This is a genomic window from Spirosoma taeanense, from assembly GCF_013127955.1.
In the GTDB taxonomy this organism is placed as follows: domain Bacteria; phylum Bacteroidota; class Bacteroidia; order Cytophagales; family Spirosomataceae; genus Spirosoma; species Spirosoma taeanense.
Window position 1 is genome coordinate 4,937,105 of the sequence record NZ_CP053435.1, and the last position, 25,914, is coordinate 4,963,018.

The window sequence follows — 25,914 nt, forward strand, 5'->3', positions numbered from 1 at the left end:
CTACCCACCTCAGAATCACCTATTTCTTTCCGGCCAGTTGGCCGCAGGCAGCGTCAATATCTTTACCCCGGCTCCGGCGGACGTTTACCGTAACCCCTTTGCTTTCCAGAAATCCGGCGAACTTATCCAGGGTCTGAGGATCGGTATTTTTGAAATTGGCCTCGGCAATAGGATTATATTCAATAATATTGACCTTCGCCGGAACCCGCTTGGTAAACTTCCAGAGTTCCTGAGCGTCCTGTAAGGTATCGTTGAAATTATAAAACAGAATATACTCGAACGTTACGCGCGTACCGGTTTTCTTATAAAAGTACATCAGCGCATCGCCGAGGGCCTGCAGCGTATTGCTCTCGTTAATCGGCATGATCTGGTCGCGCTTCTGATCGTTGGCCGCGTGCAACGAGAGCGCCAGGTTAAACTTCACCTGATCATCGCCCAGTTGCTTAATCATCTTGGCAATGCCCGCCGTCGAAACCGTAATACGTTTGGGTGACATGCCCAGTCCATCGGGCGACGTAATGCGGTCGACCGACTCCAGCACGTTCTTGTAGTTCAGCAGCGGTTCGCCCATACCCATATAAACGATATTGGAAAGCGGTGCGTCGTAATTCTCTCTGGCCTGCCGGTCAATAGCAACCACCTGATCATAGATTTCGGCCGCATCCAGGTTCCGCTTCCGGTCCATGTAGCCCGTCGCGCAGAACTTACACGTCAGTGAGCAACCTACCTGACTAGACACGCAGGCCGTCATCCGGTCGGACGGTCCGTCGCCACGGTCATCATTGCGCAGAGCCGGAATCAGCACGCCCTCGACCAGATTGCCATCAAACAACCGGAACGACGACTTAATTGTACCGTCGTTGCTGCGCTGCTGCTGATCGACGGTGAGCGGCCGGATCTCAAAATGTGTTTTCAGCAACTCGCGCGTCGGCAGTGAGAGGTTGGTCATCTGCTCAAACGATAAAGCCGACTTTTTCCAGAGCCATTCGTGAATCTGCTTCGCCCGAAAGCCCTGTTCGCCGTGTTCGACGAGCCAGTCTTTCAACTGTGCGGCCGTCAGTTTACGTATATCCTTTTTGAGAGGTGTTGCTGTTGTAATCATGCTCAGTCAATGCTTGCCCGCCACTTTTTGCCGGCTTCGAACCCTTTCGGAACCCAGACCGCGGCTTTGTCCATTACCTTCGGCGCTACGGGCAGAATATAAGGGTACAGAAGCGCGCCCTGGGTGTGGCGATGGGGCATTTGGACGCCCATATAACTGAACAACCAAAGGATCACACTAATTCCAAACACCCACGTGAAAAGCCCAACGGCAGCCCCCGCTACGCTGTCGAACGTACCCAGGACAGTGTACTTGAGCGACCGCCGAAGCGCAAACCCTATCTGGTTGATCATGAACACCGTCGGAAAGAAAATTACGGAGAAACCCAGCCAGGGCAGAATTTTCCGGGCCAGCTCCCGACTGATGTAGGGACTGAGCAGCTCGATGCCGAACGCCAGAAACTTGAACCCAACGATCATAGCCACCACAAACGCAATGACCGCAATGATCTCCACCAGGAGCCCTTTGCGGTACCCGTTAAAGGCGCCCCACGCCAGGGGAATCAGCATCAGCAGATCGAGGGTATTCAAAGAGTGAAAGCTTGAATGAGTGAACGAGTGAATCCTTGGACGGGCAAAAGCTGGCTCACGAATTCACTCGTTCACTTTTATTGAAGAAGCGTTTTGACCATGGCCGAAATGGCTTTCCCATCGGCCTGCCCGGCAAGTTCCTTAGTGGCCACGCCCATAACCTTACCCATATCCGACGGTACCGACGCACCTACGCGGGCCATAATCTCCCTGAGCTTTTCTTTTAGCTCAGCTTCCGACAGTTGTTTAGGAAGATACTGCTCAATGACCGCAATCTCGGCTTCTTCGGTCGCCAGCAGGTCGGCCCGGTTCTGTGCCCGGTAAATTTCGGCCGAATCCCGGCGCTGCTTCACGGCTTTGGTCAGAATCCGGGTTTCGTCTTCGGGTTTCAGCTCACCCGCAGCGCCTTCTTTGGTTTCTTCGAGCAGAATCATGGATTTCACAGCCCGCAGCGCGCGGAGTTTGTCCTGATCTTTGGCCAGCATGGCCTGCTTAATATCGGCGTCAATCTGTTGTTTTAGTGCCATCGTTTCGAATGATGAATGGTGAGCGATTAAGGAGAACGTCTGTGTTCCGAACCAACCATCTGCCGACAAAGTTAAGAAGCTAACAGTCATTCATCGTTCATCATTCATCATTCTTTGCCGTGACCCGCTTAAGTGTCAACATCAATAAAATAGCTACCCTACGCAATGCACGGGGAGGCAATACCCCGAATCTTGTCAAGGTTGCACTCGACTGCGAACGCTTCGGGGCGCAGGGCATTACGGTACATCCCCGACCCGACGAGCGGCATATTCGCTACCAGGACGTTCTGGACCTGCACGAAGTCGTTACGACGGAATTTAACATAGAAGGGAATCCCGACCAGCGTTTTATCGAACTGGTCAAACGGGTCAAGCCCGCGCAGGTAACGCTGGTTCCTGATGCGCCGGAGGCTATTACGTCCAACGCGGGCTGGGACACGCTCCGTCATGCCGATCACCTGCGGAACCTGGTCGATACGTTCAGAGCCGATGATATCCGGGTATCAATTTTTGTAGATGCTGACGAACGCATGATTGAAGGCGCCAAAGCCGTTGGTACCGACCGCATTGAACTGTATACGGAACCCTATGCATCTCATTACTTTACCGATCGCGAAGCAGCCGTTGCCCCCTTCCGGCGGGCAGCTCAGCGGGCGCTCGAATTGGGCCTGGAACTGAACGCGGGCCATGATTTAAGTCTGGATAACCTTCGATTCTTTAATGAGCAGGTGCCGGGTCTGAAAGAAGTGTCCATCGGGCACGCCCTCATTAGCGACGCGCTCTATTTTGGTCTGGAGAACACTATTCAGATGTACCTGCGCTGTCTGCAGCCGTAGTCTTCCAATTGAACGGATTAACGAAAAAGACGGCTTAACTATCCGGGCGTCATTGTAGTAAAGCGACTTCCGCAACAGGCAATTTGATCAGATCAATGGTTCAGCAATTATCGGTCGAAGACTTTTTAGAAAAAGCCCAGGGGCTGCCCGTTATTGACGTGCGCTCACCGGCTGAGTACGATCATGCTCATATTCCCGGCGCGGTCAGTATTCCTCTGTTCGATAACGAGGAACGGGCGAGGGTTGGCACGAAATATAAAAATGCGGGTAAAGATTCGGCGGTGCTGCTGGGCCTTGATCTGGTTGGTCCGAAACTGGCGGGTTTCGTAAAACAGTCGAAAAAGCTCAATCCGCAGCAGAAAGAAGTGCTGGTTCATTGTTGGCGGGGCGGCATGCGCAGCGGTTCGTTTGCGTGGCTGCTGGATACCGCCGGGCTAACCGCTTCGACACTCATTGGCGGTTACAAAGCCTACCGGAATGCCGTGCTATCGGCCTTTGCCGAACCCCGTACCCTGATTATTCTGGGCGGCAAAACAGGCAGCGGCAAAACCGATATTCTTAAAGAACTGGCTCGCCAGGGCGAGCAAATCATTGACCTGGAAGGATTGGCGCACCACAAAGGCTCAACATACGGAGCCATTGGTCAACGCCCCCAACCGACCAGCGAACAGTTTGAAAATGTAATTTTTGGTGAATGGCGAAAGCTAAACACCCAAAAACGTATCTGGCTCGAAGACGAAAGCCGTAATGTAGGCTCGTGCTTTATTCCGATGCCCCTCTGGCAACAGATGCGAGCGGCACCCGTAGCCTTTATTGACGTATCGAAGACCGTTCGAATTCAGCGCTTAGTGGCTGATTATACCGGCATTGACCACGGTTTGCTGGTAGAAGCCACGCAACGGATTCAGAAACGGCTTGGCGGCAAAGTCACCAAAGACGCACTCGATGCACTCAACCGGCATGATTACGCTACCGTCGCCGATCTAACCCTCGACTATTACGATAAAGCCTATCTGCATGGTCTTTCGCAGCGGGATCCGGCCAGTGTTCACAGGCTGGAACTCGCAGACAACAATCCAGTGCAAACAGCGCAGCAGTTGATTACCTGGGCCGACACCTTTGCTCAGAAGGCTACTGAGACCCGCGTCTGATTATTTCTTCTTCGTAGCGCTCATCCGACGGATCACCTCACGTTTCACGAACGCCAGCCGCCAGACGGCCAGGGGTGTTTTCTGTCCGCCAAAGCAAATGGCACAAATCAGATTATCGACCGGGACGGCTGCATTATAGATAAACAACGTATCGCTTATTTTCTGGATATTAGAAATTTGGGGGAGTTTCTGCTCGGCGTTGTATAAATACGCATCCAGTACCTCGCGCTCTTTTGCGTTAAGCGTTTTGTTCTGCACGTCGGCCGCGCCCAGCAGACGAATGTCCACGGCGTATCGTTGTGCGATTGCCGTTGTTCGGGGCAACCCCTGCAGCTGGCAGAGTTTAGCTTGTTCAGCCGGATCGTTCGTTTTCTGGAGCTGCGTCGTTAACTCTTTCAGCACAGCCGCACTGACTTTCGCCCCCATCTTATCAATGGTTTCAACGAGATCGGCATTGGTTATCCGTTTAAGTTTCTTGTCAGCCATCTCCTGCTTCAGTTGCCCGGTGTACTGCACCCGTTCGGGGTTACAGGCACTAAGAAAAAGGCTGAGAACAAAACCAATGGCGAAGAGTTTGACGTGAGTCATCATAAAGGCTTAATGAGGGTACATTGACCGCATAACGTTTCGGATCACGTAACGGTTGCAGCTCGGATGCGAAACGGGTATCCGTCGGAATTTTGTACCTTTGTAAAGGAGTCGGTCTGTTCGTACCCGCTTAATTCAGATATCATCTTCGGTGGCAAAAGCTGCCGCGCAATACAGAACTCAATATGCTTGATCAGTTAGAAGCCATTCGCGAACGCTTCGACGAGGTAGCTCAGCAAATCGTTCAGCCCGAGGCCGTCTCGGATCAGAAACGGTTTATGAAGCTGAGTAAAGAATACAAAGATTTAGAAAAAATCGTCACTGAATACCGGGCATACACCCAGTTACTCGAAGAGATCGACAATGCCCGGCAGATCATTGCTACCGAAAAAGACGAAGATTTTCGGGAGCTGGCTAAAGCCGAACTGGATGAGCTGCTGCCGCGCCGGGAGCAGATGGAAGAAACGCTCAAAGAGATGTTGATTCCGAAAGATCCCAACGACAGCAAGAACGTTATTCTCGAAATCCGGGGCGGTACCGGTGGCGACGAGGCTGCCATTTTTGCAGGTGATCTGTTCCGGATGTACCAGCGTTTCTGCGAAAAAATGGGCTGGCGGATGTCGCTCGTTGACTATACCGAAGGCACATCGGGCGGCTATAAGGAAATCATCGTAGAGGTTGAAGGCGAAGACGTATACGGCAAGCTGAAGTTTGAATCGGGCGTTCACCGGGTGCAGCGCGTACCGGCTACCGAAACGCAGGGCCGGATTCATACGTCGGCTGCCAGCGTAGCCGTTCTGCCCGAAGCCGAAGAGGTAGACGTCGAACTGAACATGAACGACATTCGCAAAGATACGTTCTGTTCGTCGGGAGCCGGTGGACAGTCCGTTAACACGACCTATTCAGCCGTGCGTTTGACCCACATTCCTACCGGCCTGGTGGTGCAGTGTCAGGACGAGCGCTCGCAGTTGAAAAACTTTGACAAAGCCTTGACGGTGTTACGTTCCCGGCTCTACGAAATCGAACTCCAGAAACACAACGAAGCCATTGCCTCCCAACGGAAGACGATGGTCGGCAGTGGCGACCGCTCTGATAAAATCCGGACCTATAACTACCCGCAAAGCCGCGTAACCGACCATCGCATTGGTATGACAGTTCATAATCTCTCAGCGGTTATGGATGGCGACATCGGCGAGTTCATCGAACAGCTGCGCATCGCCGAAAACGCCGAGCGCCTGAAAGAAGGCGCGGCAGCGTAAAAAAACATTTCTCAGAAAGCCGAAGCGGGATTCCATTCAAATGGAATCCCGCTTCGGCTTTCTGAAACTCGTTATATAAGGAGGATTACGTTAAGGGGAAATTTCAAGATCATACCCCCAGTTGAGACAGGAAAGACAAAGCAGATGCGATAACTTTCAATCACCCTCTACAAATATCGTGATATTGAACCTTTTAAATACAACTAAACTTACAAAATTGAACCCAGATAAACAGAGAACACATAACAATACACAGAAGAAGTACATAATTACAAACTGCAATCACTCCAAAAGCAAAATAAGCTCAGTAGATAATAAACGAGCAGGTCTATTTAAATTATTCCCGCCTAAAGTGCTAAACCGTCCTTTCACTAACTCTTTCTTAACGTTAAAATACTTTCTCGCAATTTCCTTTATACCAAGACCACTTAATCCATTACTAGTACCTTCCGCAGGATATGTTATAATTGCTTTTGCTTTTCGCTCAGATATTGTCGCAAAAATATTTTCAATTGCATCACTAGATTTACTTCTTAAACTGAAATCCGATTTAGGCCTATGAGATGGAGATGGGTACCTACCTGTACCGCTAACCTCAATTGGCTCATTTCTAGCCACTGACTCCAAAACATGATAAAATCTACTATAATGAACACCAGAATAAGGTGGATCTAAAAAAACAAGATCATTCTCTTCTAAATTTTTTAACAAATGATTTGCGTCTGTTATCGAGGCTTCTCCAACCTGCTTTGCGTGAATAAGAGATAATTTATTAATAGCCCTTTCTGTATAAATTATTGGATCTCTTCTCCAAGCCTCCATTATAGCTTTTAACCCTTTATTTCTGGGTTTAAATGGTTGAGCAGTGTGACCAGGTGCGGCAACACATTGCGAAGTTGCTTCTATTATGGCAGACAACATTATTGATTTTAGATCTTCATCATCTGGTAGATTATTAAGTAACATATCAATCATGATTGCTTGGTTATAACTAAGATAATATCCTCCGTAAGCTCTAGTGATATTAAAAGGACTATTAATACTTAATTTAATATTGTAATCTACGCACTCAACGGATTGTGTTAAATGAGTTTTATTATACAAATAAAAATAATTTTTCTTCGCTTCACTTATACACAAAGTTATTTTTCTGTGCTGCACTTGGCTTAGAGGTGCTGTTCTCAACAAAACAGAATTTGCTAAGTCAACAGAATATTTTTGCAAATCGCCCGCGAATACTGTTTTAGAGGTTTTTTGAGCAATGAACCATGTAACGGCAGCGGATCCGCAGAAGGGATCAAAAACTCTGTTAGCAGTTTCAGCTTGACTTAATAATAAAGCCCCCAAGCCATTTTTTAACATAGTTGTTTTAGACCCCATGTACTTCATATACCTATCCCCCAAAAGCAAGTGCGCTGAAATTGCTTGATTGTATTTATATCATTTGAAAAATTGAAAAAATTATCTTTTATACAACTAGGGTCAATCATATTATCTTTTAAACTGTCTATAGAGTCCCTAACATCGCTAAAAAGATCCTGTGTCTCTAACCCCGAATTTGTAGAATTTGTTATACCAAAGCCAAAAGCTAAATTCTCCCACCAGAACCTTAAGTCGTCGCTAGAAACATAACATTGATCAAATGTATTATTAACGCTTCCAGATGACATCCTTAATAGTAATATAGCTCTACATATCATAGGAATTGGATCAGCGATAATAATGTCATTGTTTTTACGAGCTTTCTTCGCTTGCTTTATTATAAAATGATCTTGTGAATCCGTTTTCCTAATCATAAAATCTAGTAAACTATTATTACCAGCTTCGCCTATGTTATCTATAGTCCTTTGTACAAATTTTTTGTAGCTAGGAGAATTTGATTTTTTCCCAGTTGTCATTACAAAAAGTTTTTCAAAAGCTATTCTCACTAAATGCTTATCTAATTCTAAAAATCTAATTGAAGACGTAGGTTCAAGCCCGGACCATATTTCAAAAATGCTGTTTATGACTTCGTTGTTATTCGGTTGCTTATAGTCAAAGTGAGGCCTGTAGCTCATTTCATTACGTAATTTTTGATCTTCTTTAAGCTTAAGATCTAAGCTCCAGTTAACAAACCAATCATTAACTATTGATGATACATATGCAGAGCTTGAACTTGTCCCAGTAGAGTCTACAAGTGTTTGTAAATTTGTAGCATTTATCTTTATGTATTGAAATATTGACCTTTTTTTTGCAGCTAATTTTGCCCATTCATCAATTAATTCCTTAGCAACCATGTGAGTACTGTTATTAAGAGAGTTGGGTATTTCTCGACTATCAAAATATATATGGCTCTTGTTGAATATACCTATTCCCTCGCATGCCATTAAAGACATTACTGCTCTCAATTCAGCATAATAAACAAAATGAATACAGCTAGGTATGTCGCCGTTCAATAACGATTCTACTCCTCTGGTTAAAAAATTCCAACCATCAAAGCAGTGAGTGAATGTAGATGCAGCTATGTATTCACTTAAATGAACCTTTTCACTTAGTAAACCCTTATCTATTTTTGTTGTAGCGTCGTTTTTGTAATAATTTTTTGGCCCTAATAATCTATGTTTAGAAAACTGAAATTTTTTCAATCTCTTTAAAGCCTTTACAATAATTTTATTTGAAGAATCCTTTACAGCGTCGGATGGTCTAAAAGGTGCTCTACTTGTCGGCATATAGATAATTAGTAATCTTTTGTGCAGTTGACGATACTTCTGTGTTAGTAGAACTGTGCAAAACATTCAGGAGTTGCGTTCTAAGCTCTTTAGAAGCTGTTTGGGAATTGTTAAAGGCTGAGCGTCGAGTCATTTTTGTATCGACCAAGATGCAAAGCAATGACCAAACAGTGGAAGCCACTGACCGACGCCCAGTGGGATGCAATTTCTCCTTTTTTACCACTTGATCGTCAGCGGACTCATGATTTGCGACAGATTGTTAACAGTATTTTGTGGCTGCTACGCACAGGATGCCAATGGCGCAATCTGCCTACCGAGTGGCCTAATTGGCAAACCGTCTATTACTATTTTAGACGTTGGAAACAGGATGGTACTTTTGGTCGAATCAATCTGGCCTTAAATCAACTTGACCGTAAGCGGGTCGGTAAAGAAGCATATCCATCTGCAGTATGTATTGATTCACAAAGTGTTAAGTTGGCTCCGATGATTTGGGAGAACCGAGGTCTCGACGCGAATAAACGAGTGAATGGCCGAAAAAGGCAACTCATCGTTGACACCCAAGGGCGTCTATGGCTAGCAGATGTCCATTCTGCTAATCAAGCGGATGGCCCTTCAGCCGTATCGATGGTCAGTGACTTACTATGGCTAGTTGGAGAGCGTTTGGAGAAAGTCTACGGTGATCAATCTTATAATGGCGTCTTCGCTCAAGAGTTGGCTAGATGGAGCCTTGATTTTGAAAAAGCGTCTCGTCCTGAATCAACTCTGGGCTTTGTACCCGTAGCCAAACGGTGGGTAGTGGAACGGACCATTGCTTGGACGAATCACTTTCGAAGGATTGTCAAAGATTATGAATACACGATATCATCTTCGGTTTGCTGGCTGTACTTAGCCAACATTCAGATTATATTGCAACGGATCATTTGAATGGCAAAAGATAATTCCCAAACACATTCTTATAGCCACTACTTCCTTTAAAAATCATTTGAGACCTTCTTTGATTTTCATTCAAACCTGGAGCTGATGAAGTTCTCCAATCAAAAGTAACTAGAGTATTACAAACATCGGTCGTGGCTGAATTGCGTTGAAATGGTATCTTTGTTGATGGTCTTAGAAGCGGTTATTTGCAAACATTGCGGTCAAACTCAACAAGTCAAACGCTATGGCTCTACTCGGGCTGGCACTCAACGCTACCGATGCTACGACTGCGGTCGAACATTTGTGCAGATTTATACCCACAAAGCCCGTGATCCATTGGTTAAAGAGCAAATTACCCAAATGGTGCTGAATGGATCGGGCGTGCGCGATACGGCTCGTGTCCTGGGTGTTAACCGCAATACAGTTAGCAACCAATTTAAAAAAAAGCAGTGAGGTTGTTTATGTCAATCCTGTTTATGTCAATAAAGGCTTGAAAATCACGCTTAAAGTTGACGAAATGTGGGCTTACGTACGTAATAAGAAGCAGCCGCGCTGGCTATGGTGGGTAGAGGATGCCGTGACCGGCGAGGTGGTTGCTTTTGTTTTTGGTCGTCGTACTCACCAAACCTTCCGTCACTTACTAGCTCTATTAGAGCAAGCTAGAATTCAGGTAATTAGGTGGATAACAGACTGCTGGTGGGCATACTTTGATTGTTTGGATCAAAGACTGCGTTTGGAAAGCAAAGCTTTATTGCAGAGTCTTGAACGAAAGCATCTTACTCTTCGGACCCGGCTAAAACGCCTGGCCCGCCGAACGATCTGCTTTTCCAAGTCAGTTACTATACATGATACGATAATCGGTCTATTCATCAACCAATTTTTCTTTGCCGATAAACGCAATTAAGCCACTACCCAAACATCATATAATATGTTGTAAACTTTGTGCTTATTTAAATCCCTCAAACATTGTTGTATTTCTTTCGTTCCTATTACACCTTCTTTAATTTCATCTTCAGATGTCCATTCTACATTTCGAAGGTTTATTGATTCACTAAGTAAATAGCAAATATCATTTATTACGTGTAAAAAACCTCTTACCCCCTGATCAGTACTTATTAAACTATATTTGCTAAAGAAAGCTAGATCTGATTTATCGTCTTTATCTTTGAATATTTCTACTTGTTTCTTTTCATTTCTTAGAGCCAATGCCCAACCATGCTGGCATTCACTTACACGCTCGTACATTATCTTCCAAGAAAAAATTATAAACGCAGCTTGTTGAGTTCTATTCCAGTTTAATGGTAGATGATATTGGTCATTAAGTATTGAGCCAAATAATCCCCCTAGACCTTTAGTGACTGATGTCTTGATAAAGCTTGCTATTAAATTTCTTATGAATGCTGCTTGAGTAATATTAGCTAGGCTATTACTATCACCAAGCATATTTATTTTATTCTTCCAAGGACTCTCAGTGTTTGACCATAAAATTTCAACGATCTCTTGCGCTCGAGTTTCTTTATATATATTTGCTGTATCTGGCGAGCCCTCTAGCCATTCTTGTACTCTTAGAATTGGATATAAATCATATGCCAGACTTCTGTTGATTTTTTTAGGTTTTACGTTTATTGTATAAAAAAGATATGCTTGCCAAGTGATATCAAGGTCGATAAAAGCCACTACAGGTAGCTCATAATTTTCAGTCAATGAATCATCTTTATCAAAAGCCCAAAGCCTATGTTGCCCATCAATTATTTCAATGGGAGGTATATGAGGAATCCAAGCTTCATTACTAACATTATCTGGTAATTTTAGCCAGTTACCTGAAGCATCTTTCTCTATTGTAATTAAATCATGCTCATTAATTTCTTCTTTACCTCTACGAGTACCTTTGGTTAATATGTTTGCAACAATGACTGTTGGTAGCCATCCAGGCATCTGTAAACTTTTCAATTTATCAGGAATAGAATTGGTAGAAGCCATCTCAGATAGAGGATAACCCCTGTGTATATATTTTTTGATCTCTGTAGATCTAGCAGGATCATGTTTTCTCTGAATTCCAATCTCTATATCGCGCTGTTCATCGGCCTTCCTCGGGTACACCTTAGATAACTTTTTTAGTAATCCTGCATTGATCGAAAAAATAAAAAATTTATGCTGTGGTTGTTTTCTGCCTCTTTCAGAGTCAAAAGCAACTGTATCCCAATATTTTAACCATTGGTCTACCTCTATAATAGGTATGCGTTTAGTTGTATTCATTATGGTTTGAACTATAGTTGAACTGCACTCTATGTACAGGAAACACTAATTTTAATTACTATTTCCTTGTGATGGCAAGATACGCATTTGTTCTTAATATAAACTTCCAATGTCTCTATCGGCATAGTTTATCTTTTACTCAATAGATTAAAGAAAAAATTTCTTCACCTAAGTTGAGCAAGTCCTTCCTTACGGCTACAAATTTATGTAGTGCATAACACTTCATCTTTGTCAATGCTTTCTTTTTTCGTGTTTGTGTGTCATACACTATGTATGACAGAAAGTACTTTAAGCCCTACACCTAACGAAAAACCTATTAAAATTAAGTATACAATAGTATCAATAAAGAAATAAGCATCTTCATGGGTCTTATATCTGTTGTACAATGTGGTAAAAAATTAATCAATACGATATAAGCCTAAAGGACTTTTGATCAAAAGTCCTTTAGGCTTATATCGTATTGATTACCAGAATGGTATTACCCTTGCACGTCATCTGGCGTAAGCTTAGTGCCTAAGTACTCGTGATAGAGCCAGCGAACGACTTGGGTGCGGAGCAGAAGGTCGTCGGTTAGAAACACAATTAAAGGGATACGCCCCGTTTCCAGGGGATGAAATCGTTTTGGCCGTGGCGCACAGCCGCTACCTCGGCTTCACCACTCGCTACGGCGATAACGTAATCGAGCAGTCGGTCAGCGACCTGATCGAGCGTTTCGGTGCCGTCTATGATCGTTCCGGTGTTGATGTCGATAATATCGGGCATCCGATTGGCTAAGGCCGTATTGCTCGACAGTTTCACCACCGGTGCAATGGGATTGCCTGTCGGTGTCCCTAATCCGGTCGTGAATAGCACCACCGTGGCACCCGAGGCTACCTCGGCCGTCGTGGACTCTACGTCGTTGCCGGGCGTGCAGAGCAGGCTCAGACCGGGTCGGGTGACGGGCTCGGGATAATCGAGCACATCCACAATGGGCGACGACCCTCCTTTTTTAGCGGCTCCCGCCGATTTCATAGCATCGGTAATGAGGCCGTCCTTGATGTTGCCCGGCGAAGGGTTCATATCGAAGCCGGAACCCGCTTCACGAGCCCGTTGCGCGTAAATGTCCATTAACTGCCGGAATCGGCTGGCTGTAGCCCGGTCGACGCAGCGGTCGCTCAGTTCCTGCTCTACTCCGCAGAGTTCGGGAAATTCGGAGAGGATAACTGTACCGCCCAGGCCTACCAGCCGGTCCGATACCTGCCCCAGTACGGGGTTAGCCGAGATGCCTGAAAAACCATCGGAGCCGCCACATTCCAGACCAACAGTTAGTTTACTGAGCGGGGCTGGCTGCCGGTTGCAGGCGTTGGCCTGGATCAGCCCGGCCATCGTTTGCCGCATGGCCTGATCGAGCAGGGATTCTTCCGTACCAATTTGCTGCTGTTCCAAAATGTACAGGGGACGGGCAAAGCCGGGCGACCGCTTTTGAATCTCATCCTGCAACAGAGCGATCTGGGCATTCTGGCAACCTAAACTCAACACCGTAGCTCCGGCCACATTGGGGTGCGTAATGTAGCCCGCCAGTAAACCACACAGCGCCTGCGCGTCCTGGCGCGTACCGCCACAGCCGCCGTCATGCGTCAGGAACTTCACCCCGTCTACGTTCGGAAAGAGTCGGTTGCGAGCCGCTCCTAGTCCGGTTACAGTACTGGCAAAAGAAGCCGTCAAGAGTTCATCCGGACTGCGACCAGTTTCTACCAGCGCGGCCAATTGCCGGGCATGCTGCACGTAGGAATCGACCCGGCCGTAGCCAAGCGCATCAGTCAGGGCCGCTTCCAATACCTAAATGTTGCGGTTTTCGCAGAAAACAAGCGGAATCACTAACCAGTAATTCGCCGTACCAACGCGCCCGTCCTCGCGATGATAGCCCTGAAAGGTGCGGTGCCGCCATTGGTCCAGAGCAGGGGGTGCCCACGTATAGGTAGCATCAGACAGACGGTAGTCGCTGGTAGCGTGCTTCACGTTAAATGTCGTTAGTCGGCTACCCGCCGGGATGGGCTGTTTGGCGTGGCCTACCAGCACACCGTACATCGTAATGGGATCGCCAGGTGCCAGGTTACGTAAACTCAGTTTATGTTTGGCCGGAATAACCTCTGTGGTTAGCAGGGTTGTAGAACCTGATGCGATCAGTTCCTCAGCGGGCAAATCAGTTAAGGCTACTAATACAGAGTCATCAGGATGCAGATGCAGAACGGAGCGGGTCATAGCGAAACAGATTCGGGACGGGTAAAGAACGTAGCCACCGTAGCAGCCGGGCCGTGGGTGATAAACTGAGTCAAATAGGTCGATACCGCTTTGGCCAAACCGGGTAGTTGGGCAAGGTCATGCCCCCAGAGCGAACGGTTTTCCAGCACGATGGTCACCAGAGCCTCGGCTGACTTCGACTGCCACAGCTCGGCAAAATAGCCCGCCCGCTCATCCTGAATGGAATAGGCTTCACCCGCCCATTCGCCGTACCAGACGCCCTCGCTTTCGCGGATCGGGCGGGTGAAGAGCAGGTAGCCCGCCAGTCCCATGGCCATGTAACGGGGCACGGTGCCAAATTGAGTGTAGTAATGCAGGAGCGTTGGCACGATACGTTGCTGCATTTTAGCCGAGTACTGCATGGTGATGGCCAGCCAGCGATGTTCAATGTAGGGATTCTGAAACCGATCGAGGATATCCAGCGCAAACCGTTGAGCTGTTTTCTCGTCCATCGCATACGGAATGCCGGGCACTAATTCAGCCAGCAGTAAGCTCCGCATGTAAACAGAAAAGGTTTCATGCTGCATGGCCTCTGAAACGGTGCGGCAACCGATCAGATGAGCCAGGCCGCAACTAAGCGTATGCGCCCCATTGAGCAGGCGGAGTTTCAGTTCGCGAAACAGGGTAATGTTGGGCTGAATCCAGACGCCCCGGTCGGCCTCGTGGAACGACAGCGCGGCCCGGACCCGTTCTTCGCTGGCTCCTGGCGGCACCTCAATCGCCCAGAGCCGATAGGTTTCGGCAATGGTGAGCAGCTTGTCTTCGTAACCCAGTTGCGCTTCAAGATTCTGGTGCGTGGTTGGGTCGGGCGTACCCGGCACGATCCGATCCACCAGGGAGTTGCAAAACGTATTAGCCGATTCGAGCCAGTCGATAAACTCAGTATCCAGGCCGTTACGGTGCGCCAGTTCCAGCACGATGCGTTCCAGCTTGCTGCCGTTATCGACCACCAGTTCGGTCGGGACAATGACCAGGCCCCGCGCCGGATCGCCCTCAAAGGCCAGGTAACGGGCCAGCAAAACCGCCAGCAGCTTGCCTGGAAATGACCTGGGGGGCTCCTGCCGAACGTCATCCTGCTCCAGTTGAATGCCAACTTCGGTGGTATTTGAGATGACCACCTGCAGGTCAGGACTGGCGGCTACTTCGAGGATCTCGGCCCACTGGCTGCTGGCTGATAGGACCCGGCTAATGGCCGAACAAATGCTATTTTCTTCGCTAATCTGCCCTTGCTCAACGCCCCGGACACAGAGCGTATACAGGTTATCCTGTTCACGAAAGGCCGATAAGTCACCTCCGTTCGTTGATTTAACAGCCACGATCCGGCCATTGAACAGCCCCTGCCGGTTGGCCTTATCAATCAGGTAGTCGGGCAGGCCACGCAGCAGGGCACCCGTACCGAATTGCAATACGGTTTCGGGCAAATGCAGCCTGGAATCGGGCAAAACAGCCACGTCGAGAGTGGCCTGATTCAGCAGATAATCAGCAGAAAGTTGCATTCGAATACGAGTTATGCAGTGTAAGATTAGGGGCAGAATCAGGCAAAAAAAAGGAATCAGGCGGCTTTTTTCACGCAATCGTTGTCGGGAACGTTGCCGGTGGCTAACAAGTAAATTTTTACGAACAGGACTTATTGAAGTACGCATTAAAGCGCCATTACCGTGGAAGCAATCACCATCAAGGACATCGCGCGGGCACTTAATCTGTCCACCTCAACTGTTTCCAGGGCCTTGCGGGGCAGCTACGAAATCAGCCCGGAAACCAAACGGCTGGTTATGGAGTATGCCGAACGAATGGAGTACCGACCTAATCCAATTGCTCTAAGCCTGAAAGCGAATCGTAGTAAGGTGCTGGGGGTGATTGTGCCGCAGATTGCCAACCACTTTTTCTCGCAGGCGATCAACGGCATCGAAGCTATAGCTTACAACCGGGGCTACCACGTCATGATCATGCAGAGCCACGAAAACTACGAGCGCGAACTGATTGCCGTACAGCAGGCTCTGGTTCGGAAAGTAGACGGGCTGCTGCTGTCGCTGTCGAGCCAGACAACCGACATTGCGCATTTGCAGTCCCTGCACGACAAAAAATTCCCCCTGGTGCTGTTCGACCGCGTGGCCTCCGCGCTGGACGTTCCTAAAATTATTGCCGACAATTACGAAGGCGCCTTTGCCGCCACCGAACACCTGATTCAGGCGGGTCGCCGACGCATTGCCCATATTGGCATTGCGACCTATATGTCTATTACACAGGAGCGGCTGGCGGGCTACCGGGCTGCGCTCGAAAAACACGGCCTTCCTTTCGACGAAACGCTGATTCGGCACGTTGGCCTGGGGCAGCACGAAATTGACCCGATCGTAAGCGAACTACTGAGCCAGTCACCGGCGCCCGATGCAATTTTTACGGCCAGTGACCGGCTGGCTCTCGGTTGTATGACGGCTCTACGTCAGTTTGGTGTGCAGATACCCGAGCAGGTAGCCTTAGTGGGCTTCACCAATTTAACTGTGGCTCATCTGCTCGCTCCTCCCCTGACTACTATTGAACAACCCGCCCAGGAAATTGGGCAGATGGCGGCTGAGCGGCTAATTCTCCAGATTGAACGACCTCAGCATAAACCCATTAGCGACATTCAAAAACTGCCCACGAAGCTGGTGGTGCGTGAATCAACGGCTGGTGGGATGAAGTAGTAAGCGTTTGTGCCTGTAATTGTCACTGAAAACACAGCTTAACTCTAACTACTGAACCCAGGTAATCGAGTTGATGTAGGATGCCTATTTGCTAAGCTGACCACAGAAAAAGTACAAATTGCAGCAATAAAAGAAGTTTAGGTTACCACATCACATCTTCATCAAAAATAGGCCCTTATGAACCACTTTTTCGCTATTTGATCGAATTGATAACGTTCCCGGCAACGATTGCGCAGAAATAGTTAAACTTTTACTTGGCAGATTTAAGCAGGCTTCCCAACTTAATAACACGGATAAACAGCAGCCCACTTTCTAGAGGCAAGGCTGTTTCTCGGAAAAGTCCAATCCACAATCAGACTGGGAACCTTACCTATGAATCTTAAATCGCTACCCGACGAGATACTCCTTATCCGCCTTCGTACAGGAGACGAGGCCGCTTTTCGGGAGATTTATCAGCGGTATTGGAAAAAGCTGTATAGCGTTGCCCGACGTAAAATCGAATCGCTGGACGCGGTTGAGGAGCTAGTCCAGGACATTTTCCTCAAATTGTGGGAACGTCGTCATGAGTTACGTATTGAACGCCTGGACGCATACCTGTTTACTGCCGTTCGGTATGCGACCATCAATCACATCAAATCAAACCTGATTCACGAGAAATACGCAGAGTACGCTTATACCCACCTCCCGGAAGCCTCATCGACGACCGAAGAGCAAATGGATCTGGACGAACTAATTGAGGCCGTTGAAAGGCAGTTAAATGACCTCCCCGAGAAGACCAGCCAGATTTTTAGACTGAACCGCCTTGAGTATCAATCGGTAAAAGAGATTTCGTCCCGAATGAACGTACCCGAGCGGACAGTTGAATACCATCTCAGCCAGGCAATTAAAGCGCTGCGTATCTATTTGCGAGACTATATTCTCACCGGCTTGTTCTTCTCTTGTTTGCTATAATCAGGTATTACCTCATCCCACTTAGGGCGTTCATTCTATAGTATTATTTCAATAAAATTTACTGACAATACCCACAAATACTAGACAATTCAAATAATTGATAAAACTATTTGCGGTCTTTAGCCCGGGTGTTTGACTTAGTTAGTGTAAATCCATTGCTAACGATTCATGAGCCGCAAAAAATTTGGGCAACTCTTACAGAAATACCTCAGAGGAGAGTGTACACCGGCTGAACGGGCATTTGTTGAGCATTGGTACGGCTTGCTGGAAACCGAAACCAGTTCATCGGAAGCAGAGCTCGACATGAACGAGCTCGAGAACCGACTCTGGAATCAGATCCAACGTAAGATGGATACTGAGCCGAAGAATAGTCCGGGGCGAGTACTTCCCTTACAAACGGCGCGGTATCGCTGGATTGGGATTGCGGCTTCTCTACTGCTGGTGGGCTGGTGGTATTTCACCTATTCGACAAGTACTACGTCGACAGCGGTTGATTCGTCAATAGCCCTTAGCAAGTCGGACTGGCTGGAACGAACAAACACTTCTGGCCAGCCTCTGCTCATTCGCCTGGAAGATGGGAGCGCGGTTCAACTGGCCACACACAGCTCATTACGCTTTCCGAAGCATTTCACCGTAGAAAAGAGAGTCGTTTATCTGACCGGCGACGCCTTTTTTCAGGTGGCGAAAATGCCCTCCCGACCCTTTTATGTTCACGCGGGCAGCGTCGTAACAAAGGTTCTGGGAACAAGCTTTTTCGTCAGAAGCCCGTCGAGCGCCCAACAGGTTCGGGTTGAAGTGGTAACCGGGCGGGTTGCGGTATACAAAGACACCCCAAAGAAAGAGGTGACAACCAATGGAGTAGTATTAAGTCCCAATCAGACCGCTACGTTTTTTGAGCAAGAACAACACTTTGTAACGGGCCTTGTCGACTCGCCCCGCATCATACAAACGCCGATAGCTGAAAAGAAATCAATTGCTTTTCAGTTTGATGATACGCCCCTCGCGGACGTGTTAGCGCGGATGGAGCAGGCGTATGGAATTGATTTCGAGGCAGAAAACGAAGAAATAAACAGTTGCCCCCTAACGGCTGATCTGACGAATCAGCCGCTCCATACCCAGTTGGAAATCATCTGTGCCGCCCTGAAGGCTACTTATCAGGTGCAGGGAACTACCATCCTGATTAGTGGAAAAGGCTGCGGACGCTAGAATGTCTGTTCCAATTTTCTCTCCGGCATTCAAGCTAATAGCTAATGGCGAGACTTGTGGGCCACCCCTCTGAACTTTAGAAAACCTACTCAGGCGATTGATATGAGCCAGCACCAACTTTCTCCGGCTTCGGCCAGCCGATCAACGACGCAACCCAGAAGGAGCAACTTGTCAACGATATAGTAAATAAAACCCTTAAGCATATGAAAAAACTTGAAACTGTCAGTATAAGCAGCTTTTCAAATCGGCGGACTAAACCGTTTATGGGGCTTATACACTTTTCGGTAGTGCAGCTCATGCTGATTCTGGTCGGCGCAAGTGTTTCGCTGGCCCTGGATGGGTACGGTCAGGAATTGATGAACCGACCGGTTACCTTAAAAATAGAGGGACAGCGATTACGCGTGGTACTTGCGCAAATTGAACGCCAGACGGCCGCCCGGTTTGTGTACAGTTCGAAAGCCGTTAATGTGGATCAGCCGGTTACGATCTCGTTGACGGATAAACGCCTGAATGAAGCGCTGAACGAACTGCTCAAACCGTTAAGGCTGGCCTACCGACTCGTAGGAGGTCAGATCGTTCTCGAAGCCGATGGGCATACGAGAGTAGAACCTCAAAACGCTGAGTCGGCAGACCGGGTAGTTACGGGGAAGGTCACGGATGAGAAAAATGCCGGCCTGCCCGGGGTTAGCGTTGTGGTGAAAGGCTCCACGCGGGGCTCAACAACGGACGCTAACGGAGCCTTCAGACTAACCGTACCCGACGGCAATGGAGTCGTGCTGATGTTTTCGTTTGTCGGCTATCAGAGCCAGGACATACAGGTCGGCAATCAGGAAACGATCAATGTATCACTGGTTCCTGACGTAAGTGCGCTGGATGAAGTCGTGGTGATTGGCTACGGAGCAGTGCGGAAGAAAGACCTGACCGGCTCGGTCGTACAACTAAAGAGTGAAGAGTTAAAGGAAGTGCCAACCGCCAACGTACTGGAAGCCGCTCAGGGTAAGATTGCCGGAGCCGACATTACCCGCAGCAGCGGACAGGCAGGCGCCCGGGTAAACATCTCTATACGCGGTAACCGTTCGATTGGTGGTAATAATGCACCGCTGATTATTGTCGACGGTATCCAGTACAGTAACTTGGAAGACATCAACGCCAATGACATCGAAACGATGGACGTCCTTAAGGATGCGTCGTCCATCGCCATTTACGGATCGCGGGGTGCCAACGGGGTAATTCTGATTACGACGAAAAAGGGAAAGACGGGCAAACCCGACATTTCGTTCAATGCCTATTCGGGTATCTCGGAGGTAACGATGTACCCAAAGGCAATGGACATCAATGGCTTTCGTGATTTCAAGCGCGAAGCCTGGCGGGCGGCTGGTGTCTGGAAGAGTCCGGCCGATGATGCTGCTATTTTTACGAACGTAGCCGAATACGATGCCCTACAGAAAGGTCTCTGGACCGACTACCAGGATGCCCTGATTCATAATGGCCTGCAACAGGATTATCAGGTTGGTATCCGCGCGGGTACCGATCGGTTGAAGTCCTACGTATCCGTTGATTATTTCAACGAAAAAGGCATCCTGAAGCTCGATGAGTTAAAGCGGTATACGGGTCGCCTGAACGTTGACTACACCATTACCGACTGGATGAAGATTGGGCTCCAGAGCCAGCTTACGTATTACAACCAGAGCTTACGCCGGGACCCGCTCAATCAGGCTAATAAAATCAGTCCGCTGGGTTCGCTTTATGATGCCAACGGCAACTTCAACTACATCATGCTGGACGGCCAGACGGCCAACCCTTTATCGGATGAGCAGCCGAACGTATTCAACAACTCGGTGCTGACAACCCGCATTCTGACCAATGGTTATCTTGAGATAACCCCGTTCAAAGGCTTTACGGCCCGGAGTACGATTGGCGTCAACCTGGCCTCGATTCGGGACGGTTCCTATGCTTCGCCCAAGTCCATTGATCGCTCGCTGACGGGTAAATCCCTGTCTATGTACAACGCCAGCAACAGCCGCAGCATCAACTGGGAAAACGTCGTTACGTATCAGCGGAGCGCAGGCCAGCATGCCATGACCCTGACCGGTATTGCCAGCTATATCGGCAATATGTCCGATAATGTAGCCGCTTCGGGTGTCAATCAGCTCTTACCGTCTCAGTTGTTCTACTCGCTGGGTAGCGCAACAGAAGAGATCAAGATCAACTCGGCCTATTCACAAAACAACCTTGTGTCCTTCGCCGGTCGGTTGAATTACGCGTTCCGCGATCGGTATTTAGTAACCCTGACCGCTCGGGAAGACGGTTCCTCCAAGCTAGCAACGGGGAATAAATGGACGTTCTTCCCCTCGGCTGCTTTTGCCTGGCGGATTATCGAAGAAAAATTTATGCAGGGCGTAAAGGGACTGAGCGATTTGAAACTGCGGGCGAGTTACGGTGTAGCCGGCAACGACCCATCAGGGCCGTATGCTACGCAAACAACCCTGACCCGGCTGGCTTTCGGGTATGACGACGTCCCTGCTCCGGCCTACACCTTCTCCCGGAACGTAGGAAACGCGGAATTAGGCTGGGAGTTATCGTACACCAAAAACGTCGGTCTGGACTTTGGCCTGCTGAATGGCCGGATCAATGCGTCGGTTGACTACTACGACACCCGCACCTCCGACCTGCTGCTGGATCGCGGCCTACCGCCAACAACGGGCGTAACGACTGTGAAACAAAACATCGGCAAAACGCGCAACCGCGGGGTTGAAGTTACACTGGGCAGTACGAACATCCGCATGCCAAACCTGAGCTGGTCGAGTAACGTCACCTTTACGCGGAACAAGGAAGAAATCACGGAACTGGTCACCGGCGGTAATGACATTGGAAACGGCTGGTTTATTGGCTATCCCATCAACGTTTTCTACGACTACGAAAAACTGGGTATCTGGCAAACCCCCGAAGCCGACGCAGCCGCCAAACTATCGCCGACGCAGCTACCCGGCGAGATTAAAGTGAAAGACCAGAACGGCGACGGTAAAATCGATGCGGTTAACGACCGGATCATTCTGGGTACCCCCCGCCCGAAATGGAGTGGCGGCTTTGATAACACCGTTAAATTCAAAGGCTTCGACCTGAATGTATTCCTGTACGCTCGTGTCGGCCAGATGATTAACTCCGACCGGTCGGCCCGGTTCGACCAGCAGGGTGTTGGCAACAGCACAGCGGGTCTGGACTACTGGACACCCGAAAATCCGACGAACGCCTATCCGCGTCCGAACAAGAACGGCGGCCTGAAATATCTATCGACGCTTGGGTATGTTAACGGCACCTACGCCCGCATTCGGAACATTACGCTGGCTTATAACGTACCCGCCAGCTTTCTCCGCTCAAAGGTCATTCGGGGTGTTCGGTTGTACGTAACGGGCAAAAACCTGTTCACGTTTACGAAGCTAAACTACGACCCGGAGCGGGGTGGCTCGGAGAACTTCCCCATGACCAAGCTCTATGTGTTTGGCCTGAATGTTAATCTATAACCCCTAACCCTTTACCAGTTATGTGCTTATCCATTGTCAAAAAAACGGGGTTACTGGCGTTGTCCCTGCTTACCCTGCTTTCGTGCAAAGACACACTGGAAGAATTTAACCCGAGCGGTCTGACCGCCGAAACGGTCTATACGACCCCCGAGGGCTTCGAAACCCTGGTTAACGCAGCCTATACGTATCAGCGCTGGTGGTACGGCAAGGAAGAAGGCTACAACATAGCCGAAACCGGTACCGACATCTGGACGAGCGGCTCGGGTGAAGCCTATCGTGATCTGACCCAATACCTGAATCTTCAAAGTAGTAATGCCGCCCTGACCAACGAATGGCGGGAGTTTTACGCAGCTGTCAATCTGTGCAACGGCGGCATTAGCCGCATCGATAAAGCTGGTCTGTCGGCCACTTTACGCCCAATTCGCGAGGGGGAACTGCGGTTCCTGCGGGCTTTTTATTACTGGCACATCGTTGAAACCTGGGGTAACGTTCATTTTACGACGCAGGAAACCAACGGGATTGTGTCAACGGCCAACCGCACCCCTACCGAAACGATTTACAACCAGATCTTCGAGGATTTAAAGTTTGCCGTCGCCAATCTGCCCGTTACGCAGCCTAGATACGGCAAAGTAACGAGAGGGGCCGCTCAGGCGTTTCTGGCGCGGATGTATCTGACCCGGGGCATGAACAAAGAAGCGCTCGAAATGGCGCAGGCTGTGCTGGCGAATACCAATTATAAGCTGGAAGCTAATTATGCCGACCTGTGGAAGATGAGTAATCTGAAAACGAAGGAAGCCATCTACGTCGTCGATTATTCCACGAATCTGGCCATTAATGACCTGGCAAACTCAACGTTTAACCCCTATGGCCACAACCGGGGCAGCAACAACGGCCACCTGCTGTTTTTAATGAAGTACGACGACCGGCCGGGTATGACACGTGACATCGCCTATGGGCGTCCGTTTAACCGGTATATGCCAACCCGTTTCCTGCTCGATCTGTACAGCGATGACGATGCGCGCTACGAGGGTTCGTTTATGGAAGTCTGGCGGGCTAACTCCACCTCTCGTCCGGCGGGTATGAACCTGGGGGATACAGCGGTGTACTGCACGAGAAAAGAAATCCCGGATGCTTTTGAAGCGACCCGGAAGTACCAGATTTACGACCGCAGTAAGATCTATAACGCAAACGGAACTGTAAAAGACAACCTGCGTTACCCGACCCTGTCGAAATTTATGGACCCAACCCGGGCCAGTTTAAACGAGGCACAAAGCGCACGCGATGTGTTTGTCATCCGGCTGGCCGAGGTCTACCTGATTGCTGCTGAAGCGCAGATGAAACTGGGTAACCTGCAGGCCGCTGCCGATTACATCAACGTGTTACGTACACGGGCTGCCAAAGCCGGTAAAACCGCTGCCATGCAGATTGCGCCCGCTCAGGTGACGCTTGATTTCATCCTGGATGAACGGGCCCGGGAACTGGCCGGTGAGCAGATTCGCTGGTTCGATCTGAAACGTACCGGTAAACTGCTGGAGCGCATTCGGACTTACGCACCAGACAATGCCGTCAATCTTCAGGACTACCATGTTGTACGCCCCATTCCGCAAACCCAGTTAGATGCCGTGACGAACAAATCCGAGTTTACCCAAAATCAGGGGTATCAATAAAAAGCTAGGGAAAGCAGATCATCCGATTCAGCCTGGTTTGCTTTCCTTCTTCTTACAGGCCGGTAGATTGTAAAAAACTATGACGACAACCCATCGATTCCTAAGCCTTGTGTTTTCTGCACTGGCTCCGTTTGCGGCTACGGCCCAGACAACTTCACCCTATAGCTGGACGAACCTGCCGAAGGTTACCCAACCCGCTTTTCGGAAGGACACCATAACGATTCTGGCGCATGGTGCCAAACCAGATGGCGTTACGTTGAGCACCAAGGCGATCAATGCGGCTATTCTGGCCTGTAGCCAGAAAGGCGGTGGTGTGGTGCTGGTACCCGCCGGACTGTGGATGACCGGGCCCATTGAGCTGAAAAGCAACGTAAACCTGCACCTGAAAAAGGCGGCTACCCTGCTGTTTACGACCGACAAAAGCCAGTACGCTCTGGTTGAAGGCACATACGAAGGCAAACGGGCAGCCCGCAATCAGTCCCCCATATCGGGCGTCAACCTGGAAAACGTGGCGATTACCGGCCAGGGAATCGTGGATGGCAACGGCGACGTTTGGCGGGCCGTTCATAAAAGCCAGTTGACCGAAAGTCAGTGGAAAGAGAAGGTGGAATCGGGTGGTGTGCTCAAAGATGACGGCAAAACCTGGTATCCGAGTGAGCAGTTCAAACGGGCCAGTACCGAAAACCGAAGCATGCTGCTGACGGCCGGGAAACAACCGCAGGATTTTGCCGATATGAAAGACTTTCTGCGGCCCAACCTGCTGGTCCTGACCAGCTGCAAAAAAGTTTTGCTGGAAGGCGTTACGTTCCAGAACTCGCCGGCCTGGTGCCTGCATCCCCTGATGTGTCAGGACCTGACAATTCGAAACGTGACCACCAAGAACCCGGAGTATGCGCACAATGGCGACGGTATGGACATCGAATCCTGTAAGAACTTCCTCATCGAGGGCTGTACACTGGACGTCGGCGATGATGCCATCTGCATCAAATCGGGAAAGGACGAAGAAGGCCGTAAACGCGGCATGCCTACGGAAAATGGCGTAATCCGGAACAATACCGTCTATAACGGCCACGGCGGGTTTGTGGTCGGTAGCGAAATGAGCGGAGGAGCACGTAATATCTTCGTTTACAACTGTACGTTCATGGGTACCGACAAAGGCTTACGCTTCAAGTCAGTACGTGGTCGGGGCGGTGTAGTAGAGCATATCTACGCCAAAGACATCTATATGAAAAACATTGCGCAGGAAGCCATCTTCTTCGACATGTATTATTTTGTCAAGTTCGCTACCGACGGCGAGCGCGACGAGCGTCCGGTTGTTAATGAGGGAACGCCGGTATTCCGGAATATGCGTTTTGAGAATATTGTTTGCAGCGGAGCCACAAAAGGCGTCTTCGTCCGCGGCTTACCCGAAATGCCCATCAGCAATATTACGATGGAAAAGCTGGTGCTGCAGACCGATAAAGGCGTGGAGCTGATTGATGCAAGCGGCATTCGGTTCAAACAGGTACAGCTCATCACTAAAAGCACGAAGCCCGTCATTCTGGTTGACAACAGCAATAATCTTACCTTCGACTCGATCCAGTATGACCCTCAGGCCAGTCTGCTGTTTTCAATAAATGGCGAGCGCAGCCAGGCGATTGAGGTAAAAAACACCGACGTAGCGAAAGCACAGACCAAAGCCGAGTTTAACAAGGGGGCGCTGGAAAAGAACCTGATCCTGTCGTCAATCAAATAAA

The 25,914-nt window shown here is 49.0% G+C and carries 20 protein-coding genes and 1 pseudogene; 12 read left to right on the forward strand and 9 right to left on the reverse strand.

Annotated elements, in window-relative coordinates; all coding sequences use genetic code 11:
- Window positions 1–19: 19 nt before the first annotated feature.
- The 3 genes from rlmN to HNV11_RS20505 form a co-directional block, all read right to left on the reverse strand.
- The gene (gene rlmN, locus HNV11_RS20495; protein ID WP_171741440.1) at window positions 20–1,102 is read right to left on the reverse strand and encodes a 23S rRNA (adenine(2503)-C(2))-methyltransferase RlmN; all 1,083 of its coding nucleotides are present in this window, start codon (window positions 1,100–1,102) and stop codon (window positions 20–22) included.
- A gap of 2 nt (window positions 1,103–1,104) precedes the next feature.
- Window positions 1,105–1,611 carry a CvpA family protein gene (locus tag HNV11_RS20500; RefSeq protein ID WP_171742261.1) on the reverse strand — a complete coding sequence of 169 codons (507 nt, stop codon included), beginning with the start codon at window positions 1,609–1,611 and terminating at the stop codon, window positions 1,105–1,107.
- Between the two features lie 98 nt (window positions 1,612–1,709).
- Entirely contained in the window at window positions 1,710–2,159 is a 450-nt protein-coding gene (locus tag HNV11_RS20505; protein ID WP_171741441.1) for a GatB/YqeY domain-containing protein, read from the reverse strand.
- A gap of 119 nt (window positions 2,160–2,278) precedes the next feature.
- Here HNV11_RS20505 and HNV11_RS20510 point away from each other — a divergent pair, with 119 nt between their 5' ends.
- Together HNV11_RS20510 and mnmH are read left to right on the forward strand one after the other, a co-directional pair.
- Entirely contained in the window at window positions 2,279–2,995 is a 717-nt protein-coding gene (locus HNV11_RS20510) for a pyridoxine 5'-phosphate synthase (protein ID WP_171741442.1), read from the forward strand.
- Between the two features lie 95 nt (window positions 2,996–3,090).
- Complete coding sequence (gene mnmH, locus HNV11_RS20515) at window positions 3,091–4,146, forward strand: tRNA 2-selenouridine(34) synthase MnmH (protein WP_171741443.1); 1,056 nt, start codon at window positions 3,091–3,093, stop codon at window positions 4,144–4,146.
- On the opposite strand, the gene HNV11_RS20520 is transcribed toward mnmH, so the two are convergent.
- Window positions 4,147–4,737, reverse strand: coding sequence for a hypothetical protein (locus tag HNV11_RS20520; RefSeq protein WP_240163602.1), 591 nt, complete (start codon window positions 4,735–4,737; stop codon window positions 4,147–4,149).
- A 182-nt stretch (window positions 4,738–4,919) separates the two neighbouring features.
- On the opposite strand from HNV11_RS20520, the gene prfA reads away from it, so the two are divergent.
- On the forward strand, window positions 4,920–5,993 hold the full coding sequence (gene prfA, locus HNV11_RS20525; RefSeq protein ID WP_171741444.1) for a peptide chain release factor 1: 1,074 nt from the start codon (window positions 4,920–4,922) through the stop codon (window positions 5,991–5,993).
- 282 nt (window positions 5,994–6,275) lie between these two features.
- On the opposite strand, the gene HNV11_RS20530 is transcribed toward prfA, so the two are convergent.
- Together HNV11_RS20530 and HNV11_RS20535 are read right to left on the reverse strand one after the other, a co-directional pair.
- Window positions 6,276–7,382, reverse strand: coding sequence for a DNA adenine methylase (locus HNV11_RS20530; protein ID WP_317168022.1), 1,107 nt, complete (start codon window positions 7,380–7,382; stop codon window positions 6,276–6,278).
- Window positions 7,379–8,701, reverse strand: coding sequence for a hypothetical protein (locus HNV11_RS20535; protein ID WP_171741446.1), 1,323 nt, complete (start codon window positions 8,699–8,701; stop codon window positions 7,379–7,381). The genes HNV11_RS20530 and HNV11_RS20535 overlap by 4 nt, the downstream gene beginning before the upstream one ends.
- 159 nt (window positions 8,702–8,860) lie before the next feature.
- Here HNV11_RS20535 and HNV11_RS20540 point away from each other — a divergent pair, with 159 nt between their 5' ends.
- From HNV11_RS20540 to HNV11_RS20545, 3 genes are all read left to right on the forward strand, one after another.
- Window positions 8,861–9,625: an IS5 family transposase gene (locus HNV11_RS20540; protein ID WP_171738357.1), complete on the forward strand. Its 765-nt coding sequence runs from the start codon at window positions 8,861–8,863 to the stop codon at window positions 9,623–9,625.
- A 177-nt stretch (window positions 9,626–9,802) separates the two neighbouring features.
- The gene (locus tag HNV11_RS24250; protein WP_394353889.1) at window positions 9,803–10,069 is read left to right on the forward strand and encodes an IS1-like element transposase; all 267 of its coding nucleotides are present in this window, start codon (window positions 9,803–9,805) and stop codon (window positions 10,067–10,069) included.
- Complete coding sequence (locus HNV11_RS20545; RefSeq protein WP_171737925.1) at window positions 10,014–10,520, forward strand: IS1 family transposase; 507 nt, start codon at window positions 10,014–10,016, stop codon at window positions 10,518–10,520. Before HNV11_RS24250 ends, HNV11_RS20545 begins: the two co-directional genes overlap by 56 nt.
- Here the strand turns inward: HNV11_RS20545 and HNV11_RS20550 are convergent.
- From HNV11_RS20550 to HNV11_RS20560, 3 genes and pseudogenes are all read right to left on the reverse strand, one after another.
- Window positions 10,517–11,872 (reverse strand): DGQHR domain-containing protein, encoded by a 1,356-nt coding sequence (locus tag HNV11_RS20550; protein WP_171741447.1) that lies wholly within the window; start codon window positions 11,870–11,872, stop codon window positions 10,517–10,519. The genes HNV11_RS20545 and HNV11_RS20550 overlap by 4 nt on opposite strands.
- Window positions 11,873–12,454: 582 nt before the next feature.
- Window positions 12,455–14,113 (reverse strand): annotated as a pseudogene (locus HNV11_RS20555) (UxaA family hydrolase).
- Window positions 14,110–15,648: a tagaturonate reductase gene (locus tag HNV11_RS20560; protein ID WP_171741448.1), complete on the reverse strand. Its 1,539-nt coding sequence runs from the start codon at window positions 15,646–15,648 to the stop codon at window positions 14,110–14,112. Before HNV11_RS20560 ends, HNV11_RS20555 begins: the two are co-directional and overlap by 4 nt.
- A gap of 162 nt (window positions 15,649–15,810) precedes the next feature.
- Between HNV11_RS20560 and HNV11_RS20565 the strand changes: the two genes are divergently transcribed.
- The 6 genes from HNV11_RS20565 (at window position 15,811) to HNV11_RS20590 (ending at window position 25,913) form a co-directional block, all read left to right on the forward strand.
- Window positions 15,811–16,833 carry a LacI family DNA-binding transcriptional regulator gene (locus tag HNV11_RS20565; RefSeq protein WP_171741449.1) on the forward strand — a complete coding sequence of 341 codons (1,023 nt, stop codon included), beginning with the start codon at window positions 15,811–15,813 and terminating at the stop codon, window positions 16,831–16,833.
- Window positions 16,834–17,205: 372 nt separating this feature from the next.
- Window positions 17,206–17,784, forward strand: coding sequence for an RNA polymerase sigma-70 factor (locus HNV11_RS20570; RefSeq protein ID WP_171741450.1), 579 nt, complete (start codon window positions 17,206–17,208; stop codon window positions 17,782–17,784).
- Window positions 17,785–17,952: 168 nt separating this feature from the next.
- The gene (locus tag HNV11_RS20575) at window positions 17,953–18,990 is read left to right on the forward strand and encodes a FecR family protein (protein ID WP_171741451.1); all 1,038 of its coding nucleotides are present in this window, start codon (window positions 17,953–17,955) and stop codon (window positions 18,988–18,990) included.
- Between the two features lie 203 nt (window positions 18,991–19,193).
- On the forward strand, window positions 19,194–22,511 hold the full coding sequence (locus HNV11_RS20580; protein ID WP_240163604.1) for a TonB-dependent receptor: 3,318 nt from the start codon (window positions 19,194–19,196) through the stop codon (window positions 22,509–22,511).
- Window positions 22,512–22,531: 20 nt separating this feature from the next.
- Window positions 22,532–24,178: a RagB/SusD family nutrient uptake outer membrane protein gene (locus tag HNV11_RS20585; protein WP_171741452.1), complete on the forward strand. Its 1,647-nt coding sequence runs from the start codon at window positions 22,532–22,534 to the stop codon at window positions 24,176–24,178.
- 79 nt (window positions 24,179–24,257) lie between these two features.
- The gene (locus tag HNV11_RS20590) at window positions 24,258–25,913 is read left to right on the forward strand and encodes a glycoside hydrolase family 28 protein (protein ID WP_171741453.1); all 1,656 of its coding nucleotides are present in this window, start codon (window positions 24,258–24,260) and stop codon (window positions 25,911–25,913) included.
- Window position 25,914: the final 1 nt, after the last annotated feature.

Coding starts and splice junctions, on each gene's coding strand:
- HNV11_RS20570 (WP_171741450.1), top strand. CDS start 17,206: ATGAATCTTAAATCGCTACCCGACGAGATACTCCTTATCCGCCTTCGT.
- HNV11_RS20530 (WP_317168022.1), bottom strand. CDS start 7,382: ATGAAGTACATGGGGTCTAAAACAACTATGTTAAAAAATGGCTTGGGG.
- rlmN (WP_171741440.1), bottom strand. CDS start 1,102: ATGATTACAACAGCAACACCTCTCAAAAAGGATATACGTAAACTGACG.
- HNV11_RS20540 (WP_171738357.1), top strand. CDS start 8,861: ATGACCAAACAGTGGAAGCCACTGACCGACGCCCAGTGGGATGCAATT.
- HNV11_RS20580 (WP_240163604.1), top strand. CDS start 19,194: ATGAAAAAACTTGAAACTGTCAGTATAAGCAGCTTTTCAAATCGGCGG.
- HNV11_RS20575 (WP_171741451.1), top strand. CDS start 17,953: ATGAGCCGCAAAAAATTTGGGCAACTCTTACAGAAATACCTCAGAGGA.
- HNV11_RS20590 (WP_171741453.1), top strand. CDS start 24,258: ATGACGACAACCCATCGATTCCTAAGCCTTGTGTTTTCTGCACTGGCT.
- HNV11_RS20500 (WP_171742261.1), bottom strand. CDS start 1,611: ATGCTGATTCCCCTGGCGTGGGGCGCCTTTAACGGGTACCGCAAAGGG.
- HNV11_RS20535 (WP_171741446.1), bottom strand. CDS start 8,701: ATGCCGACAAGTAGAGCACCTTTTAGACCATCCGACGCTGTAAAGGAT.
- HNV11_RS20505 (WP_171741441.1), bottom strand. CDS start 2,159: ATGGCACTAAAACAACAGATTGACGCCGATATTAAGCAGGCCATGCTG.
- HNV11_RS20520 (WP_240163602.1), bottom strand. CDS start 4,737: ATGATGACTCACGTCAAACTCTTCGCCATTGGTTTTGTTCTCAGCCTT.
- HNV11_RS24250 (WP_394353889.1), top strand. CDS start 9,803: ATGGTCTTAGAAGCGGTTATTTGCAAACATTGCGGTCAAACTCAACAA.
- HNV11_RS20585 (WP_171741452.1), top strand. CDS start 22,532: ATGTGCTTATCCATTGTCAAAAAAACGGGGTTACTGGCGTTGTCCCTG.
- HNV11_RS20550 (WP_171741447.1), bottom strand. CDS start 11,872: ATGAATACAACTAAACGCATACCTATTATAGAGGTAGACCAATGGTTA.
- HNV11_RS20560 (WP_171741448.1), bottom strand. CDS start 15,648: ATGCAACTTTCTGCTGATTATCTGCTGAATCAGGCCACTCTCGACGTG.
- mnmH (WP_171741443.1), top strand. CDS start 3,091: ATGGTTCAGCAATTATCGGTCGAAGACTTTTTAGAAAAAGCCCAGGGG.
- prfA (WP_171741444.1), top strand. CDS start 4,920: ATGCTTGATCAGTTAGAAGCCATTCGCGAACGCTTCGACGAGGTAGCT.